General features: G+C 65.0%; 12 protein-coding genes. 9 read left to right on the top strand and 3 right to left on the bottom strand.

The genetic code is table 11. The features are described from left to right. Positions 1 to 40: 40 nt before the first annotated feature. Positions 41 to 2,137 carry an FUSC family protein gene (locus LB572_RS08180; RefSeq protein ID WP_224667368.1) on the bottom strand — a complete coding sequence of 699 codons (2,097 nt, stop codon included), beginning with the start codon at positions 2,135 to 2,137 and terminating at the stop codon, positions 41 to 43. A 42-nt stretch (positions 2,138 to 2,179) separates the two neighbouring features. Further along, the gene (parE, locus tag LB572_RS08175) at positions 2,180 to 4,234 is read right to left on the bottom strand and encodes a DNA topoisomerase IV subunit B (protein ID WP_140807404.1); all 2,055 of its coding nucleotides are present in this window, start codon (positions 4,232 to 4,234) and stop codon (positions 2,180 to 2,182) included. A 254-nt stretch (positions 4,235 to 4,488) separates the two neighbouring features. Between parE and cpaB the strand changes: the two genes are divergently transcribed. From cpaB to LB572_RS08130, 9 genes are all read left to right on the top strand, one after another. After that, the gene (cpaB, locus tag LB572_RS08170) at positions 4,489 to 5,409 is read left to right on the top strand and encodes a Flp pilus assembly protein CpaB (RefSeq protein WP_224667367.1); all 921 of its coding nucleotides are present in this window, start codon (positions 4,489 to 4,491) and stop codon (positions 5,407 to 5,409) included. A 29-nt stretch (positions 5,410 to 5,438) separates the two neighbouring features. Next, positions 5,439 to 6,878, top strand: a complete 1,440-nt coding sequence (locus LB572_RS08165) for a type II and III secretion system protein family protein (protein WP_140807402.1) — start codon at positions 5,439 to 5,441, stop codon at positions 6,876 to 6,878. 4 nt (positions 6,879 to 6,882) lie between these two features. Then, complete coding sequence (locus LB572_RS08160; protein ID WP_140807401.1) at positions 6,883 to 7,161, top strand: hypothetical protein; 279 nt, start codon at positions 6,883 to 6,885, stop codon at positions 7,159 to 7,161. A gap of 13 nt (positions 7,162 to 7,174) precedes the next feature. Continuing rightward, positions 7,175 to 8,389 (top strand): AAA family ATPase, encoded by a 1,215-nt coding sequence (locus LB572_RS08155; protein ID WP_140807400.1) that lies wholly within the window; start codon positions 7,175 to 7,177, stop codon positions 8,387 to 8,389. After that, positions 8,386 to 9,807: a CpaF family protein gene (locus tag LB572_RS08150; RefSeq protein ID WP_224667366.1), complete on the top strand. Its 1,422-nt coding sequence runs from the start codon at positions 8,386 to 8,388 to the stop codon at positions 9,805 to 9,807. Before LB572_RS08155 ends, LB572_RS08150 begins: the two co-directional genes overlap by 4 nt. 4 nt (positions 9,808 to 9,811) lie before the next feature. Further along, positions 9,812 to 10,777: a type II secretion system F family protein gene (locus LB572_RS34580; RefSeq protein ID WP_140807398.1), complete on the top strand. Its 966-nt coding sequence runs from the start codon at positions 9,812 to 9,814 to the stop codon at positions 10,775 to 10,777. A 1-nt stretch (position 10,778) separates the two neighbouring features. Next, on the top strand, positions 10,779 to 11,744 hold the full coding sequence (locus LB572_RS08140) for a type II secretion system F family protein (RefSeq protein ID WP_224667365.1): 966 nt from the start codon (positions 10,779 to 10,781) through the stop codon (positions 11,742 to 11,744). 280 nt (positions 11,745 to 12,024) lie between these two features. After that, the gene (locus tag LB572_RS08135) at positions 12,025 to 12,498 is read left to right on the top strand and encodes a tetratricopeptide repeat protein (RefSeq protein ID WP_140807396.1); all 474 of its coding nucleotides are present in this window, start codon (positions 12,025 to 12,027) and stop codon (positions 12,496 to 12,498) included. Between the two features lie 179 nt (positions 12,499 to 12,677). Next, a complete protein-coding gene (locus tag LB572_RS08130; protein ID WP_224667364.1) occupies positions 12,678 to 13,850 on the top strand; it encodes a GGDEF domain-containing protein in 1,173 nt (390 codons plus the stop codon). A gap of 7 nt (positions 13,851 to 13,857) precedes the next feature. Here the strand turns inward: LB572_RS08130 and gcvP are convergent, their stop codons facing one another. Beyond that, positions 13,858 to 16,668 (bottom strand): aminomethyl-transferring glycine dehydrogenase, encoded by a 2,811-nt coding sequence (gene gcvP, locus LB572_RS08125; protein ID WP_224667363.1) that lies wholly within the window; start codon positions 16,666 to 16,668, stop codon positions 13,858 to 13,860. Between the last annotated feature and the right edge of the window lie 5 nt (positions 16,669 to 16,673).

Genomic DNA, 16,673 nt, shown 5'->3' with positions numbered 1-16,673 from the left:
TGAAACGGTTCGATCTGAAACGCGGCACGCCCCGAATTGTTCAAGCACGACCCTTCGCAAAGAAATCCGGATAGTCTTCCATCGCCGCGGCGATGATGCGCAGCGAGGCGGCGATCTGCAGCATTTCGAGCCGATCGCTGCGTTGGGCGATGTTGGCCGCATATCGCCTCGCCACCGCGACGGTCGCGGTCTGCGGCTCTTCCGGCCGTCTAAACAGCAATTCGCGCGCCAGGCCGCGCAGGAAATTGCCGATGGACTCGACCGTCTCGTGCGGGACGGCAGAGTTCAGTTGCGCGTGGCGCAGCCGCAGCACCTCCAGCCCTACGGTGACGGCGGCGATGCTTCCGCCAAGGACGGGGTCGCCCTTGCGGCCCGTCCGCTGCACCTGCGGCATCAACTGGTTGATCCGGTCATAGGCGAGGCTTTCGAAGGCCGAGCGCCGGGGTACCCGTTCATGCAGGCAAAGCCGCGCGAGATCCTCGCGCATCGCCTGCGAGATGCGCTCCACGGTGACCCGGGGATCGGCAGGCAGCACGACGATGAAGACGCCGATGGCAATCAGGATGCCGACCAGGATCGACGCCGAGCCGGCGAAGAACGCCCCTGGATCGTAGACCATCTGCTGATGCGGGCTGAGGAAGGCGAGGAAGTTGATGGCGAAGGCGGTGGCGACGCCGACATGGCGCGGATTGGCCATGCCGAGCGCCGCCGGCACCAGGATCGGCACGACAAAGAGCGTGAACCAGCCGAAGCCGGGCAGCGCCGGCAGCGCGACCTGGCCGACGAGGAACGCGAAGGGCAGCGCGATCAGCGTCCCGGTGAAGAAACCCCAGGCGGACTGCACCGGATCCGGACGCGCCGCGAACAGGCTGGAGACGACGGCGACGAGGATGACGGTGCCTGCGGCCTCCGACCATTTGGTCGTCAGCCAGAAGATCGCCACGAGCAATGTCGCGAGCGTGGCGCGCACGGCGTTTCGCCATGCGGCCTGGTAGTCGCGGTGGACGACCAGCGCCGGCTGGCCTCGATCGCTCGATTTCCGGGAGGCGGGCGAGCGAAGCGCGTCAAGCCCGCGCATCACCTGCTTAAGCGCCTCGGCGAAATCGCCGGCAATGGTCAGGCGGGTGATGGTGCCGACCTTGTCTTCACCGGTATCGTTGGGGCCGGCATCGTTTGGGTTGGTATCTTTGGGCAGGTCGGGCATCTCCCTGGCCTTGCCGGCGATCGCGTCGAGCCGGGCGACCCAGGGGGCCGTGTCTTCGAGCGCGCCGGGCGTCGCCGCCAACTCGCCGACGAAGGCTTTCAACTCGCGGCGCATCGGGATGAGCGCCGCATTCCTCGGCGCGCGGTGGCTATGCAGCGCGCGCGCCGCCGAAAGCGCCCACAGCAGCTGGCCGATCGTGCGCCGCACCGGATGCGCGCGGGTGGCGAAGCTCGGCGCCTCCAGTCGCGCATAGGTGCGCATCTCGGCGAGCGTCTGGGCATCGGTGATCAGCTTGCGCTGGAGCGCGGCAAGGCTTGCCGGATCGCCACCGGAAAAAGCGCCGGACGCATATTCGGCGAGGTCGAGGATGCTGCGCTTCAGCCTGGAGATGATGGCGTCGGCCGCGAGCTTCGGCAGGATCAGCCGGCTGGTGACGCCTGCGCAGACGATGCCGAGCACGATCTCGGCGCAGCGCGCGATCGCCAGGTCGACGACGATGTGCGGCTGTCCGAGGGCCGGCAGGCTGATGATCATCGCGGTGTAGCCGGCAAGCGCGGCGCCATAGGCTTCCGGGTTGCGCAGCAGCGACGAGACCAGCGTGCAGACGCCGATCCAGAGCGCCAGCACGCTCACCAACAGCCAGGGATTGGCGCCGAACAGCGATGTGATGCCGACTGCCGCCAGGCCGCCGGCCAACGTGCCGAGCAGCCGGTAGAAGCCTTTTGCCAGCACCATGCCGGCAACCGGCTGCGCGACGATGAAGACCGTCATCATCGCCCATTGCGGATGGTCGAGCTTCAGCGCGTAGGCGGCAAGCAGCGCGATCAGCCCGGCCGAAACCGTGCGCAGGGCAAAAATCCAGTCCGAACGGGTCGGCTGCGTCAGACCGCTTAGCGTCGTCTCGACAAGCTCGTTCAACCGCGTCCAGGTCACATCGGTTCTCCGTGCCGGAGATTGTTATGGACCAGCAGGCGATCAGATATCCAGCACGTCCGCCTCGGCGAATTCGGCGCGCTCCTGGATGAAGCGGAAGCGCGCCTCGGGCTTGGTGCCCATCAGCGCGTCGACGGCATCCTTGGTGGCCTGCTCGGCGTCGATCACGTCGACCCTCAGAAGCGTGCGCTTCCTCGGATCCATCGTGGTCTCCTTGAGCTGCGAGGCCATCATCTCGCCCAGGCCCTTGAAGCGGCCGATCTCGACTTTGCCGCGTCCGGTGAACTCGGTGCGCAGCAATTCGTCCTTGTGCGCGTCGTCGCGGGCATAGCCGACCTTGCCGCCCTGCCGGATCGAATAGAGCGGCGGCACGGCCATGTAGAGATGGCCGCCGCGGATCAGGTTCGGCATCTCCTGGTAGAAGAAGGTGATCAACAGCGAAGCGATATGCGCGCCGTCGACGTCGGCGTCGGTCATGATGATCACGCGGTCGTAGCGCAGGTCCTCGTCGCGGTATCTCGAGCGCGTGCCGCAGCCGAGCGCCTGGGTCAGGTCGGAAATCTGCTGGTTGGCGGCAAGCTTGTCGTTGCCGGCGGAGGCGACGTTGAGGATCTTGCCGCGCAGCGGCAGAACCGCCTGGCTGGCGCGGTCGCGCGCCTGCTTGGCCGAGCCGCCGGCCGAGTCGCCCTCAACGATGAAGATCTCGGCGCCGGCGGCGGCGTTCTGCGTGCAATCGGCGAGCTTGCCCGGAAGGCGTAGCTTGCGCACCGCGCTCTTGCGCGAGACTTCCTTTTCCTGGCGGCGCCGCACGCGCTCATCGGCGCGCGCGATGACCCATTCGAGAAGCTTCGAGGCTTCCTGCGGATTGTCGGCCAGCCAGTGGTCGAACGGGTCGCGGATGGCGTTTTCGACGATGCGCATCGCCTCGATCGTCGCCAGCCTGTCCTTGGTCTGGCCGACGAATTCCGGCTCGCGAATGAACACGGACAGCATGCCGGCGGCCGAGATCATCACGTCCTCGGTGGTGATGATCGAGGCGCGCTTGTTGCCGATGAGGTCGGCATAGGCGCGCAATCCACGCGCCAGCACGTTGCGGAACCCGGCCTCATGCGTGCCGCCTTCAGGGGTCGGAATGGTGTTGCAGTAGGAGTTGAGGAAACCGTCACCGCCGAACCAGGTCACCGCCCATTCGAGCGAACCGTGGCCGCCCTGCTTGTCGCTCTTGCCGGCGAAGACCTCGCGCGTGACCTGGAATTCGTCGCCGAGCGACGCCTTGAGATAATCCTTGAGGCCGCCGGGGAAATGGAACTCGGCCTTGGCCGGCGTCTGGTCCTTGTCCTTGATCAGCGACGGATCGCAGGTCCAGCGGATCTCGACACCGCCGAACAGATAGGCTTTCGAGCGTGTCATGCGGTAAAGCCGCGCCGGTTCGAAGGCGGCGCCCTTGCCGAAAATCTGCTCGTCGGGATGGAAGCGGGTCCTCGTGCCGCGGCGGTTGTGGACCTCGCCGAGATGCTCGAGACCGCTGACCGGGACGCCGCGGGAAAAACGCTGGCGGTAAAGTTGGCGACCCCGCGCGACTTCGACCTCGAGGTGGTCGGACAGCGCGTTGACGACCGAGACGCCGACGCCATGCAGGCCGCCGGAGGTCTCGTAGACCTTGGAGTCGAACTTGCCGCCCGAATGCAGCGTCGTCATGATGACTTCGAGCGCCGGCTTCTTGAATTTCGGATGCGGATCGACCGGGATGCCGCGGCCATTGTCGGTGACGGTCAGGAAGCCGTCGGCGGAAAGCTCGACGTCGATGAAGGTGGCGTGGCCGGCCACAGCTTCGTCCATCGAATTGTCGATGACCTCGGCGAACAGGTGATGCATCGCCTTGTCGTCGGTGCCGCCGATATACATGCCCGGACGGCGCCGCACCGGCTCCAGCCCTTCCAGCACCTCGATGTCGGCGGCGCTGTAGCTTTCGCTGCCGTCGCGGGCGGCGGTCGAACGCTTCGCGGCCTGCACCAGCGGATCGGCGGGCCGCGAGGGCGCGCGCACCGGCTGCGCCGGTTTTTCCATCTTGCCGAAGAGGTCGTTGCTGTCGTCCATGCTGGGCCTAGCGTCCGGTAATGCGAATCACGTCTCGATACTGCCACGCTTTTGGCGGGCGAACGAGTTCCTGTTCCGTTCAGGGATCAAACTGTCTCTTATTCCAAAACCATTCGATAACCAAGCCGGCCGAAATAGGGCGATCGGCGGGTGGTGGGATTCCTGATTCTTTAACAATGACGCCTAGCGTGAGGCCTAACTAACAAAAGACCACGGGCGTCAGGGGTTTCGTTGTGAGGGGCAGGGCCATAACCATGATCGGCATCGCCGCCGTCTTCGGCGCGATCTCGATCTTTGCGGCGGATTTCTGGGTCAAGAGCCAGGCGAAGGCTCAGCCCGAGGTCAAGGTCGTCACGGTCGAAGCCCCGCAGCAGCCCAAGGTCGAGTTCAAGACCATCGTGGTGGCTCAAGCGCCGCTGCGCTACGGCATGGAGCTTGGGCGGGCGCAACTCGCCGAGATCCCGTGGCCGCAGGATTCCCTGCCGCAGGGCGCTTTTCCGACCATCGACAAGCTGCTTGCGGACGGCAGCCGGGTCGTGCTGTCGCCGATCGAGGTCAACGAACCGGTGCTGCTCGCCAAGCTGTCGGGACCGAACGGCCGCGCCACCCTTTCCAACATGCTGTCGCCGGGAATGCGGGCCGTCACCATCCGCACCGACGAGATCGCCGGCGTCGGCGGCTTCATCACGCCGGGAGACCGCGTCGACGTCGTTTTGACGCGTGACGCCGGAGACATCCAGGAAGTGTCCAAGAATGCGCTGGGAGCAGCCGGCTCGACGGTGACCTCGGAGGTCGTCGTCTCCGACGCCAAGGTGCTTTCGGTCGGGCAGGGCGCTGACGAACGCAAGACCGAGCCGCAGATCGCCAATTCCGTGACCATCGAGGTGACCAACGAAGGGGCGCAGAAAGTGGCGCTCGCCCGCACCGTCGGCACCTTGTCACTGTCCTTGCGTTCCGCAGCCGACGCCAGCGCCAGCAAAAGCGGGCTCACGACCATCTCGTCCTTCGGCGGTTCGGTTGCCGCAAGCACGCAAGCGAGCGCCGCCTCGCTCGTCAATGCGGTGACGAAGGACCAGGACGAGCCGAAATTCAAGACGGTGATCGTGACGCGCGGCGACAAGGTCGAGGAATACAAGGTTCCTTCACGGGAACCGCCGCAGGAACTGCAGCAATAGCCGGTGGGGACCGGCGGGGACGGGGCAAGATGTTCGGGTTTGATGTATTTCGGACGACCGGGGGATGGCGCCTTCTCGGCGCGATCGCGCTGGCGGCGGCAATGCTTGGCGTCGCCGCGCCGGCAAGGGCGGACAATGACGTCGTCTATGTCTCGGCGAACAAGAACGCTTCGATCAAGGTCGCCAAGGGCAAGCCGAAGACGATCATGACGAGCGCCGCCTTCTACCAGATCGTCATCGGCGATCCGGAGATCGCCAACGTCAATCCGCTGACCGACAAGTCATTCTATGTGCTCGGCAACAATCTGGGCACCACAGGCATCGCGCTCTTCGACCAGAACAAGCAGCTTGTCGGCACCATCGACATCGAGGTGACGCTGGATACCGACCAGTTGGCCAGCACCATCCGCGCCAGCGTGCCCGACGCCAAGATCAAGGTCGGTTCAGCGAACGGCCGCGTGGTGCTGTCGGGCGAGGCCGACGACGCGGTCGCCGCCGACAAGGCCAGCAAGATCGCGTCGCGCTTTTCCGGCAACGAGGAAGTCATCAACTCGGTCAACATCTCGTCCTCGCAGCAGGTGCAGCTCAACGTCCGCTTCGTCGAGATCAACCGTCAGGCCGGTCAGGACCTCGGCGCTAAATACAGCGCCAATTTCGCCTATGGCATAGGCAACCGCAAAGTCGTGCTGAACCCGGATGGGGGAAGCGTGACGGGGGCCGGAACCGGTGAGATCATCGGCAGCCTCTTGTCGAACGGCGTTTCGATCGACATCGCCATCAAGGCGCTGGAGGAACGCGGTCTGGCGCGGCGGCTGGCCGAGCCGAACCTGATCGCGCGTTCGGGCCAGACGGCGAGCTTCCTTGCCGGCGGCGAGTTCCCGATCCCGGTTTCCGAAGACAATGGCAAGATCAGCGTCACCTACAAGAAATACGGCGTCGGCCTGGATTTCACCCCGACGGTGCTGAAGGACGGGCTGGTGAGCCTCGACATCGCGCCGGAAGTGTCCTCGATCGACCCGTCCGCTTCGATCCAGGTCAGCAGCGGCATTTCCATTCCGGCCTTCATCGTGCGCCGCGCCAGGACATCGGTCGACCTCAAGAACGGCCAGAGCTTCATGATCGCCGGCCTTCTGCAGTCGCAGAACGACATCACGACATCACGGGTGCCGGGGATCGGCAAGCTGCCGGTGCTCGGTCCGCTGTTCTCGTCGAAATCCTATCAGCGGCGCGAGACCGATCTGGTCATCATCGTCACGCCTTACCTGGTCAAGCCGGTCGATCCCTCGAAGAAGATGGTCGAGCCGACCGATGGCACCCAGCCGGCAAGTCCCGCCGATTACTTTCTGAACAACACGGACGAAGTGGACGCTTCGGCGCCGAAGCGCCCGGTGGCACTGGCGGACGGCAGCGCCGCCCGCCCGGTGGCTGCCGCCACGTCCGGCCACTTCCTCGACCTGCCGAAGGACTAAGGCCATGCGCAGCCTTTCTTGCATTGCTCTGCTCCTGGCCGGTTTCGCCAGCGGTTGCACCAGCGACGACTACATGCGCGCGGAAGGGGTGACGCTGGCTGCCGGCAACGCGCAGGCGTCCAACACCGCCATGCAGATGGTCGATCCATGGAAGTATGGCGTCCAGAACACAAAGCTCCTGGTGCCGGCCCAGCGTCCGGGTTCCGGGAGCACCGCCGTCGGTGCGAAAGCCGGCTCCGGGTCGTCATCGACGACATCATCATCATCAACGACATCGGACTGATGGGCTGACGCCGATGGCATCTGGCAGCAAGACAAAGAAGATCCTGCTCGTTTCGACGGACAGGACATTTTTGCAAGACACGCGTACGGCTTTCGCGGCCTCCGAGGTCATCGAGCTTCTGACGCTGGAAAAGAGCGTCAACGAGCTGCGCGGCGAGATCCTCGAGACAGACTTCGGCACGGTCATCGTCGACATGGACGCGGCCAAGCTCGAGGAGATCGAGTCGCTGCAGCGCGTCATGCGGCGTCTGGAAGGCAGCGTTCCGGTGGTCGTCGTGACCCAGGAATTCAACGCCGCGGCGGTGCGCATCCTGGTGCAGCTTAAGGTCGCCGATTTCCTGGTCAAGCCGATCACCACGGCCGACCTCGTGCGTTCCGTCATCCGTGCGCTGCAGGGACCGGGGCGGGAAGAGAACACCGAATCGCATATCTATACCTTCATGCCGGCCGCCGGCGGCGTCGGCACCACCACGCTGGCCCTGCAGACGGCTTTCCAGCTGCATCATTCGGTGACGCGCGGCGCATCGACCTGCGTCGTAGACCTCAATTTCCAGCAGGGCGCCTGCGCCGAGTATCTCGACCTCGAACCGCGCTTCGACATCACCGAAATCGAGAACCAGCCGGAGCGCCTCGACCGGCAGTTGCTCGACGTGATGCTGTCCAAGCATGCGAGTGGGCTGTGCGTGCTTGCCGCTCCCACGCGCCCTTCGGACATGCGCTCGTTCAAGACCGATGTCGTGGTGCGTATGCTCGATCTCGTCGCGGCTTATTTCGACAACGTCGTCATCGACATGCCGCGCACCTGGTTCCCCTGGACCGAGACGGTGCTGCTTGGGTCGAACAAGCTCTATATCGTCGCCGAGATGACGGTGCCCTGCCTGCGTCATACGCAGCGTCTCATCCAGGCAGTCTATGAGACAGCCGGCAAGGAAGTGAAGCCCAACGTCATCGTCAATCGCTTCGAGCAGAAGATGTTCGACAGCGGCATCAAGCAGGCCGACGTTCAGGAGATACTCGGCGAGCATTTCGTCGGCGGCATCTCCAACAATTACCGGCTGGTGCGCGAGGCCGTCGACCGCGGCGTGCCGCTGCACGCCATCGACCCCAACGCCAATGTCGTCAACGACCTGAAGAAGATCATCCTGCCGGAGGAGGCCGTCCAGACGGCGGTCAAGTCGAAGTCGCTGTTCGGCCTGGGCAAGGGCTTGCTGAAGAGGAAGGCAGGATGAACAGTCGCTTTTCCAACCTGCAGAGCCGCGACGTCCGTCCGCAGCGGGCGCCGGAACCCGCGCCCGTCGCGCACAATGCTGTCGTCATCCCGACGACCCGCAAGCCGGCGCCGCCGCGGCCTGAGGCAGCGCCTGCAAAAAACGCCAACAAGGTGCTGGACGCACGCGTGCGCATCCATCGCATGCTACTCGAAGAAATCAACCTCGTGGCGCTTGAGCGGCTGCCCCGGGATGAAATGCGCCGGCAGGTGCATGAATTCGTTTCGGAAAAGACGCGCGAGGAGCGGATGGCGATCAACATCGCCGAGCTCGACTCGCTGGTCGACGATATCGTCGACGAAATGGTCGGCCTCGGCCCGCTCGAGCCGCTGCTCAAGGACCCCGAGATCAACGATATCCTGATCAACGGCCATGAGAACTGCTTCGTCGAAAGGCGCGGCAAGCTGCAGCAGGTCCACATTCCGTTCAAGGATGAGGCGCATCTGCTTCGAATCATTAATAAAATTGTCGCGGCGGTCGGCCGTCGCGTCGATGAATCGCAGCCGATGGTCGACGCCCGCATGCTCGACGGTTCGCGCTTCAACGCGGCGATCCGCCCGGTCAGCGTCGACGGGCCGCTGGTGTCGATCCGCAAATTCTCCAAGAACAAGCTCGGCTTGCACAAGCTGGTCGAATTCGGCGCCATCACCCAGAACATGGCCGAAGTGCTGGCGGCGGCCGTGCATGCCCGCAAGACCACGATCATCTCCGGCGGCACCGGCACCGGCAAGACGACGATGCTCAACGCTTTGTCGGCCTTCATTCCGGAAGACGAGCGCCTGATCACCATCGAGGACGCGGCCGAGTTGCAATTGCAGCAGCCGCATGTCGCGCGCATGGAAACGCGCCCGGCCAATATCGAGGGCCATGGCGAATTGAAGCAGCGCGACCTGGTCAAGAACGCGCTGCGCATGCGGCCCGATCGCGTCATCCTCGGCGAGTGCCGCGGCGAGGAAGCCTTCGACATGCTGCAGGCGATGAACACCGGCCATGAAGGCTCGATGGCCACCATCCATGCCAACACGCCGCGTGACGCCATCTCGCGTCTGGAGCAGATGCTTGGCATGACCGGCATGCCGATGACCGTGCAGTCGATCCGCAGCCAGATCTCCAGCGCCATCGACATCATCGTCCAGCTGACACGCCTTTCCGACGGCAAGCGCAAGGTGACCAGCGTCGCCGAAGTGACCGGCATGGAAGGCGACGTCATCCAGATGCAGGAGATCTTCCGCTTCGTGCGCACCGGCATGGAGGCGGACGGCAAGATCCTCGGCCATTTCGAAGCGACCGGCATCCGCCCGCGTTTCCTCGAAGACCTGCGCAACATGGGCATCGAATTCCCGGGCAAGTATTTCGAGCCCGGCCGGCCGCAGGACTAGACCGGTGTTCGAGGGATTCAGCCCGGTCTATGTCGTTTACGCCGCCGCGGCGCTCACCGGCATCATGATCGCCGAGGGCCTTTATTTGCTTTATGCCGGGCGCAGCGACAAGCGCACGGCCATCAACCGCCGCATGAAGCTCGCGGAAAACAAGATCAGCCAGGAGCAGGTGCTGATCCAACTGCGCAAGGAGCGCGGGATCGACGGCCGCGGCTCCATCTTTTCCCTCGACCGCTTCCACGCCCTGCGCACGCAGTCCGGCATGACCACGCCGCTGCCGAAGTTCCTGATGATCACCTCGGGCGTGGCCGCGGCACTGGCGCTTTTAGGCATCTGGAAGGGCCTGCCGCTCCTGTTCGGCCTCATCCTGCTCGTCGTGCTGCTGCCGGTCTTGCCGGTGATGGTCATGCGCTTCATGCGCAAGCGCCGGCACAAGCGTTTCGGGATGCAACTGCCGGAGGCGCTGGAGCTGATCACGCGCGGCCTGAAGGCCGGCCATCCGGTGCCGGTGGCGATTGCCATGGTGGCGCGCGAAATGGCCGATCCGATCGGCACCGAGTTCGGCGTCGTCGCCGACGAGGTGACCTATGGCTCCGACCTGGTCTCGGCGCTGAACAATCTTTTCGACCGGGTGGGGCATGAGGACCTGCCGCTGTTCGTCACTGCGGTGTCGATCCAGAGCAGTTCGGGCGGCAATCTGCGCGAGATCCTCGACGGCCTGTCGGCGACGATCCGCGACCGCGGCAAGCTGCGCCGCAAGGTGCGCGCCATTTCGACGGAAGGGCGCATGTCGGCCTACATCCTGACCGCGGTGCCGGTGCTGTTGTTCACCGCCATCATGGTGCTGATGCCGCAGTTCTATCAGGATGTCTGGGACGTGCCGAAGACCTGGTACATGCTGGGCGGCTCCATCGCCTGGCTGCTGCTCGGCAACGCCATCATGTTCAAGATGTCGAATTTCAGGTTCTGAGATGGAAGACGTCATCCGCTTCCTCGCCTCGCTCGCGCCCACCTCGCTGGTGCCGGTTGCGGTGCTGCTTCTCGTGCTGGGCGGCGGCGCCGTCGCCTGGCCGCTGGTGCTCGCCAAGGGCGGTCGCGGCGAAGTCAAGCGCCGGCTGAAGGTCGAGATATTGCAGCCGGCAGAGCGGGCGGAGCCCGCGCCCAAGAAGAGCACCAATGCCGTGCGCGAGAAGGCGGTGAAACGGGCGCAGGAGTTCTACGCCAAGAGCGACCCGGAAAACGTCGCGCGGCTGCGCTTGAAGCTGATCCAGGCCGGCTATATGGAGCCGCGCGCCGTCGGCATGTTCTTCCTGATCCGTTTCACCACCCTGGTCGGCGCGGCGCTCGGCGCATTCCTGATCAACCATTGGGCGGCAAGTGCCGAGTCGACCATGACCAGCCGCTGGACCTTCATCATCCTGTCGGGCGCCGGCGGCTATTTCCTGCCGGGCCTTGTGCTGACGCAGAAGGTTCGGGAAAAGATGCGCGAATACCGCAACGGCTTTCCCGATTTCATGGATTTGATGATCGTCTGCTCCGATGCCGGCATGAGCATGGAGGCCGGCATCGAGCGGGTCTCGAAGGAACTAGCCAGGACCTATCCGTCGCTCAGCCAGAACCTGATCCTGGTGTCGCTGGAGTTACGGGCCGGGCGCAGCCTCGACGACGCGCTGAAGGCGCTTGCCGACCGCCTCAGCCTCGACGAGGTTCGCTCCTTCGCCACGCTCTTGCAGCAATCCAAGGAACTCGGCACCAGCCTGTCGGGCTCGCTGCGCGTCTTTTCCGACGAGATGCGGCACAAGCGCATGTCGCTGGCCGAGGAGAAGGCGCATGCCCTGCCGGCCAAGATGTCGGTTCCGGTGACGGTCTGCATCCTGCCGGTGGTGCTGATGATCGCCATTATCCCGATCATCGTGAAGCTGACAGCCGCCCACTGAGGTGTGTCGATATTCAGGTGATGCCGGCCTGCAAATGGCGGCTTCCTGCGCTTCCGGTGCTCACGTACTTCAAGTACGCTCCGCTCTGGTCCTCGTAAGCCACCATTCTCGGCTCGGCCTGACCTGAATCTCAACACACCTCGACGGTCGCGGGACGCTGGTTAACGCATCCTTGGCGCGCAACCGAATTTTAGCTGCATTTCGGCACCGAAGCTTAATCGCTCTTCTGTATTGTTTTTCCTGAAGAACGACCCGGCAAATCGGGCGATGGGGCAGGGGCATGCGTCAGAGACTTCCCAGGGCAGCGGCGGCGTTGGCGGCCGTCTTGATGATCACCGGCTGTACGACGAACAACAACGTCGACACGACCAAGACCACGGCGATCCAGCCGGTGGCCAAGGATGTCAGCGCCAACGACCTCGTCGAAGGCAAGGCGCAGTTCCGCGAGGCGAATTTCGGCCTGGCCGAACAGCATTTCCGCAAGGCGGTCGAACTCAAATCCGACAATGCCGAGGCCTGGATGGGGCTTGCCGCATCCTATGACGAGCTTGGCCGCTTCGACTTCGCCGACCGCGCCTATGCGCAGTTGCTGAAGGTCGCGGGACGCAAGCCGCAGATCGTCAACAATATGGGTTATTCGCAGCTCTTGCGCGGCAACAAGAAAAAGGCGCGCACGCTGCTGCTCGAAGCCAAGGCGGGCATGGCCGACCAGACGGTGGTCAACGCCAATCTGGCGCTGCTCGACAAGGGCTGATGCCTCTGCGGTTCGCGCATCCCGTGTACTGTCACGGGATTTCGCCTCACATGTCGACGCTTTGTAAACCCTGTGTCGAGGTAGCGTTGGGCATCGGCCGAAAACGGTTTGCGCCAGCTGCCGCCAGCCTACATTGAGGGGACGGGCACCGGCTAGACGCTAGAGGCAGTTCTTCAGGGATGTTGGATTTCAGTTCGCTCCTGCTCGCGGCGGCGCTGTCGGGCACCTGCCTCAGCATCACCATGTTTGCGATCTGGCTGACCACGCCGCGGGCGCGCTTCGTGCTCACGGTCGCCTGCGGCATCCTCGTGCTCGTCGCCCATGTCGTCGCGTTCTGGCGCTACACCAAGGATCCCGATCCCTGGCTGTGCCAGGCGGTGTTGGCGCTGCTGACCCTGGGTTTCCTGATCATCTGCCTGTCGGCCATGCAGTATCTCGGCTTCCGCGACTACCGCCGCGCCATCGTGCCGGCGCTGGCCGCGATGGCGGCCTGCGCGCTGGTCACCTATCTCGGCTTCGACGGCATCGGCTTCCAGATCACCTATGCGGCCGTGACGGCGTTGCTCGCGGCGATCGGGGCGATGTTCTGGATGAAGGGGGATCACGACCGCCGGATCCTGCTCGTCGTTTCGTTCCTCAGCGGCGCCTGCGGCTTGTCCTTCGCGCTGTGCGGCCTGGCGTTGCTGGCGCAAGGGCAGTGGGTGCTGGGTGCTGCGCCCGACAATTGGGCGGAGCGGCTGAACTCCGTCGTCGCGGTCGCCTGCATGACAGGCCTCGGCGCGCTGACGCTTTCGCTGCACCATCTGCAGGCGCAGATCGAGCTCAAGGCTGAAACCATGACCGATCCGCTGACTGGCCTGATGAACCGCAGGGCGCTCAACGAGCTCTATGGCGACCGCCGCTTCGGTCCATTCATGGCGATCGCCATGTTCGATCTCGACCATTTCAAGATGACCAACGACGTTTTCGGCCATCCCGTCGGCGACCAGGTCCTTTGCCGCTTCGCGGCGGTGATCAAGAAATACGGCAGGGCAGGGGTCGACGCCTTTCGGCTGGGCGGCGAGGAATTCGCGCTCGTCATGACGCGCGTGACGCCGGAAAAGGCGCATGACATGGCAAGCCGGATCGGCGTCGCTTTCGGCACCGAGGTCGTTCCGACCCATCGCGGCCCGCTGCGCAACAGCGTCAGCGGCGGCATGGGATTCGGCTCGGCCGCGGGCCGTCCCCTCGACGAAGTGCTGGCGCAAGCGGACGCCGCGCTTTACGCGGCCAAGCGTGCCGGGCGCAACCGCGTCATCGCTCGGGACGAAGCGAGCCAGCCCGATGCCGGACCGGCCCTGAAGACTGCCTGAGCAAACGCTACTCCGCGGCGCCGAGATATTCCGACAGCGGCGGGCAGGAGCAGACCAGGTTGCGGTCGCCGGCCACGTTGTCGATGCGCGAGACCGGCGGCCAGTATTTCGCCGCCAGATCGGCGTCGCCCGCCGGATAGGCCGCCTCCAGCCGCGAGTAGGGATGTTTCCACTCACCGGCAAGCGCTTCCGCCGCGGTGTGCGGGGCGTTGACCAGAGGGTTGTCGCCGGATGGCCATTCGCCCTTCGCCACTTTCGCAGCCTCGCCTGCGATGGCGATCATCGCCTCGCAGAAGCGGTCGAGCTCACCCTTAGGCTCGGACTCGGTCGGTTCCACCATCAGCGTGCCGGCGACCGGGAACGACATGGTCGGCGCGTGGAAACCGTAGTCGATCAGGCGCTTGGCGATGTCGTCGACGCTAATGCCGGCGCTGTCCTTGAGCACGCGCGTGTCGAGGATGCACTCATGCGCGATGCGGTCGCTCCGGCCCTTGTAGAGCAGCGGGTAGTGCGGCGCGAGCCGGGTCGCCACATAGTTGGCCGAAACGATCGCCGTCTCGGTCGCCTGCTTCAGGCCGGAGCCACCCATCATGCGGATGTACATCCACGTGATCGGCAGGATGGACGCGCTGCCGAAGGGGGCGGCGGCAACGGCATGCGCCGAGCCTTCGGTGACATGGCCCGGCAGATAGGGTTTCAGATGCGCCCTGACGCCGATCGGGCCGACGCCCGGGCCGCCGCCGCCATGCGGAATGCAGAAGGTCTTGTGCAGGTTCATGTGGCAGACGTCGGCGCCGATGTCGCCGGGGCGGGCGAGGCCGACGAGCGCGTTGAGATTGGCGCCGTCGAAATAGACCTGGCCGCCATGCTCGTGGATCAGCGCGCAGAGATGACGCGCGCCTTCCTCGTAGACGCCATGCGTCGAGGGGTAGGTGAACATCAGCGCGGCAAGGTTCTTGGAATGCTCGTTGGCCTTGGCGCGCAGGTCGTCCATGTCGATATTGCCGTCATCCAGGCAGCGCACGACGACGACGTTCATGCCCGCCATCGCAGCGCTTGCCGGGTTGGTGCCATGCGCGGAGGACGGGATCAGGCAAATGGTGCGGTGGCCTTCGCCGCGAGCGCGGTGATAGGCGCGGATGGCGAGCAGGCCGGCATATTCGCCCTGGCTGCCGGCATTGGGCTGCAGGCTGACGGCGTCGAACCCGGTGATTTCCGACAACCAAGCTTCCAGGTCGTCGGCCATCTTGCGATAGCCCTCGGAATGGCCGGCCGGCGCGAAGGGATGCAGATTGGCGACGCTCGGCCAGCTCACCGGCATCATCTCGGCGGCGGCGTTGAGCTTCATGGTGCAGGATCCGAGCGGGATCATGGTGCGGTCGAGCGCCAGATCCTTATCGGCCAGCCGGCGCAGGAAGCGCATCATCTCGGTTTCGGAATGGTTGTCGTGGAAGACCGGCTGGGTCAGGAATTCCTTGCCGCGCGGCTTGCCCGGCATGGAGCTGTCTCCCGCCGCGCCGGGCTTGGCCCCGAACAGAGCGGCGATCGCCTCGAGATCGGCTTCCGTGGAGGTCTCGTCGAAGGCGACGCTGACGCGGTCGGCATCGATGAGGCGCAACAGCCGGCCGGTCTTCTCGGCGGCGGCGGCAATTGCCGCGGCCTTGCCCTTCACTTCGGCGGTGACCGTGTCGAAGCGGCTCGTGCCAAGCACCGATACGCCAGCGGCCTTGAGACCCGAGGCGAGGCGGCCGGCCAACCCACGAATCTGCCCAGCAATCGCCTGCAGGCCGGCGGGGCCGTGCCAGATCGCATAGGCCGTCGCCATGTTGGCGAGCAGCGCCTGCGCGGTGCAGATGTTGGAGGTGGCCTTGTCGCGGCGGATGTGCTGCTCGCGCGTCTGCAGCGCCAGCCGGTAGCCCGGGCGGCCCTTGGTATCGGTAGACTGACCGACGAGGCGGCCAGGCATCAGGCGGGTCAATTTGTCGGAAACGGCGCAATAGGCGGCGTGCGGACCGCCAAATCCCATCGGCACGCCGAAGCGCTGCATGGGGCCGACGGCGATGTCGGCACCGAGCTTCGCCGGCGCGTCAGCCAGCGTCAGCGCCAGCGGGTCGGCAATGAAGACGACCAGTGCGCCTGTAGCGCGGGCCTTTTCGATCGCCGCCTTGTGGTCGCCATAGACGCCGAAGGTATCTGGCCAGGAGACGAGCAGGGCGGCGGTGTTGTCGTCGATCGTCTCGCCGTCGACCTCGATGCCGAGCGGCTCGGCGCGGGTGCGCACGACGTCCAGCGTCTGCGGATGCGGCGTGCCGGCGAGCGCCACCTTGGTGCGCTTGTCGCGATGATGGCGCAGCGCGATGCCGACGGCCTCGGCGACGGCGGTCGCTTCATCGAGGAGAGAGGCTGACGCCACCGGCAGGCCGGTGAGCTCGGCGACCAGGGTCTGGAAATTGAACAGCATTTCCAGCCGGCCTTGGCTGATCTCGGCCTGGTAGGGCGTGTAGGCCGTGTACCAGGCCGGGTTCTCGAACAGGTTGCGCTGGATGACCGGCGGCACGAAGACGCCATGATAGCCGGCGCCGATGAAGCTCTTCAGCACCGTGTTCTTCGCCATGATCGCCGACAATTCGGCCAGCGCTTCTGCTTCGCTCGCTGGAGCGGGCAGGTTGAGCGGCAGGTCGAGGCGGATCGACCGCGGCACCGCCTGGCTGATCAGCGTCTCGACGGACGGGACGCCGATCACGGCAAGCATGGCTCTGACATCATTGACACCCGGACCGATATGGCGGGCCGAGAAGGGAGTAAGCGCTGCGGTCATGTCTT

The organism is Mesorhizobium sp. BH1-1-5, assembly GCF_020165615.1.
Lineage (GTDB): Bacteria > Pseudomonadota > Alphaproteobacteria > Rhizobiales > Rhizobiaceae > Mesorhizobium.
This window is presented reverse-complemented; position numbering and strand designations above follow the sequence as displayed.

Bases quoted from the DNA above. Each gene is read 5' to 3' on its own strand.
- parE (WP_140807404.1), bottom strand. From the start codon at position 4,234: ATGGACGACAGCAACGACCTCTTCGGCAAGATGGAAAAACCGGCGCAG.
- cpaB (WP_224667367.1), top strand. From the start codon at position 4,489: ATGATCGGCATCGCCGCCGTCTTCGGCGCGATCTCGATCTTTGCGGCG.
- LB572_RS08165 (WP_140807402.1), top strand. From the start codon at position 5,439: ATGTTCGGGTTTGATGTATTTCGGACGACCGGGGGATGGCGCCTTCTC.
- LB572_RS08160 (WP_140807401.1), top strand. From the start codon at position 6,883: ATGCGCAGCCTTTCTTGCATTGCTCTGCTCCTGGCCGGTTTCGCCAGC.
- LB572_RS08155 (WP_140807400.1), top strand. From the start codon at position 7,175: ATGGCATCTGGCAGCAAGACAAAGAAGATCCTGCTCGTTTCGACGGAC.
- LB572_RS08150 (WP_224667366.1), top strand. From the start codon at position 8,386: ATGAACAGTCGCTTTTCCAACCTGCAGAGCCGCGACGTCCGTCCGCAG.
- LB572_RS08140 (WP_224667365.1), top strand. From the start codon at position 10,779: ATGGAAGACGTCATCCGCTTCCTCGCCTCGCTCGCGCCCACCTCGCTG.
- LB572_RS08135 (WP_140807396.1), top strand. From the start codon at position 12,025: ATGCGTCAGAGACTTCCCAGGGCAGCGGCGGCGTTGGCGGCCGTCTTG.
- LB572_RS08130 (WP_224667364.1), top strand. From the start codon at position 12,678: ATGTTGGATTTCAGTTCGCTCCTGCTCGCGGCGGCGCTGTCGGGCACC.
- gcvP (WP_224667363.1), bottom strand. From the start codon at position 16,668: ATGACCGCAGCGCTTACTCCCTTCTCGGCCCGCCATATCGGTCCGGGT.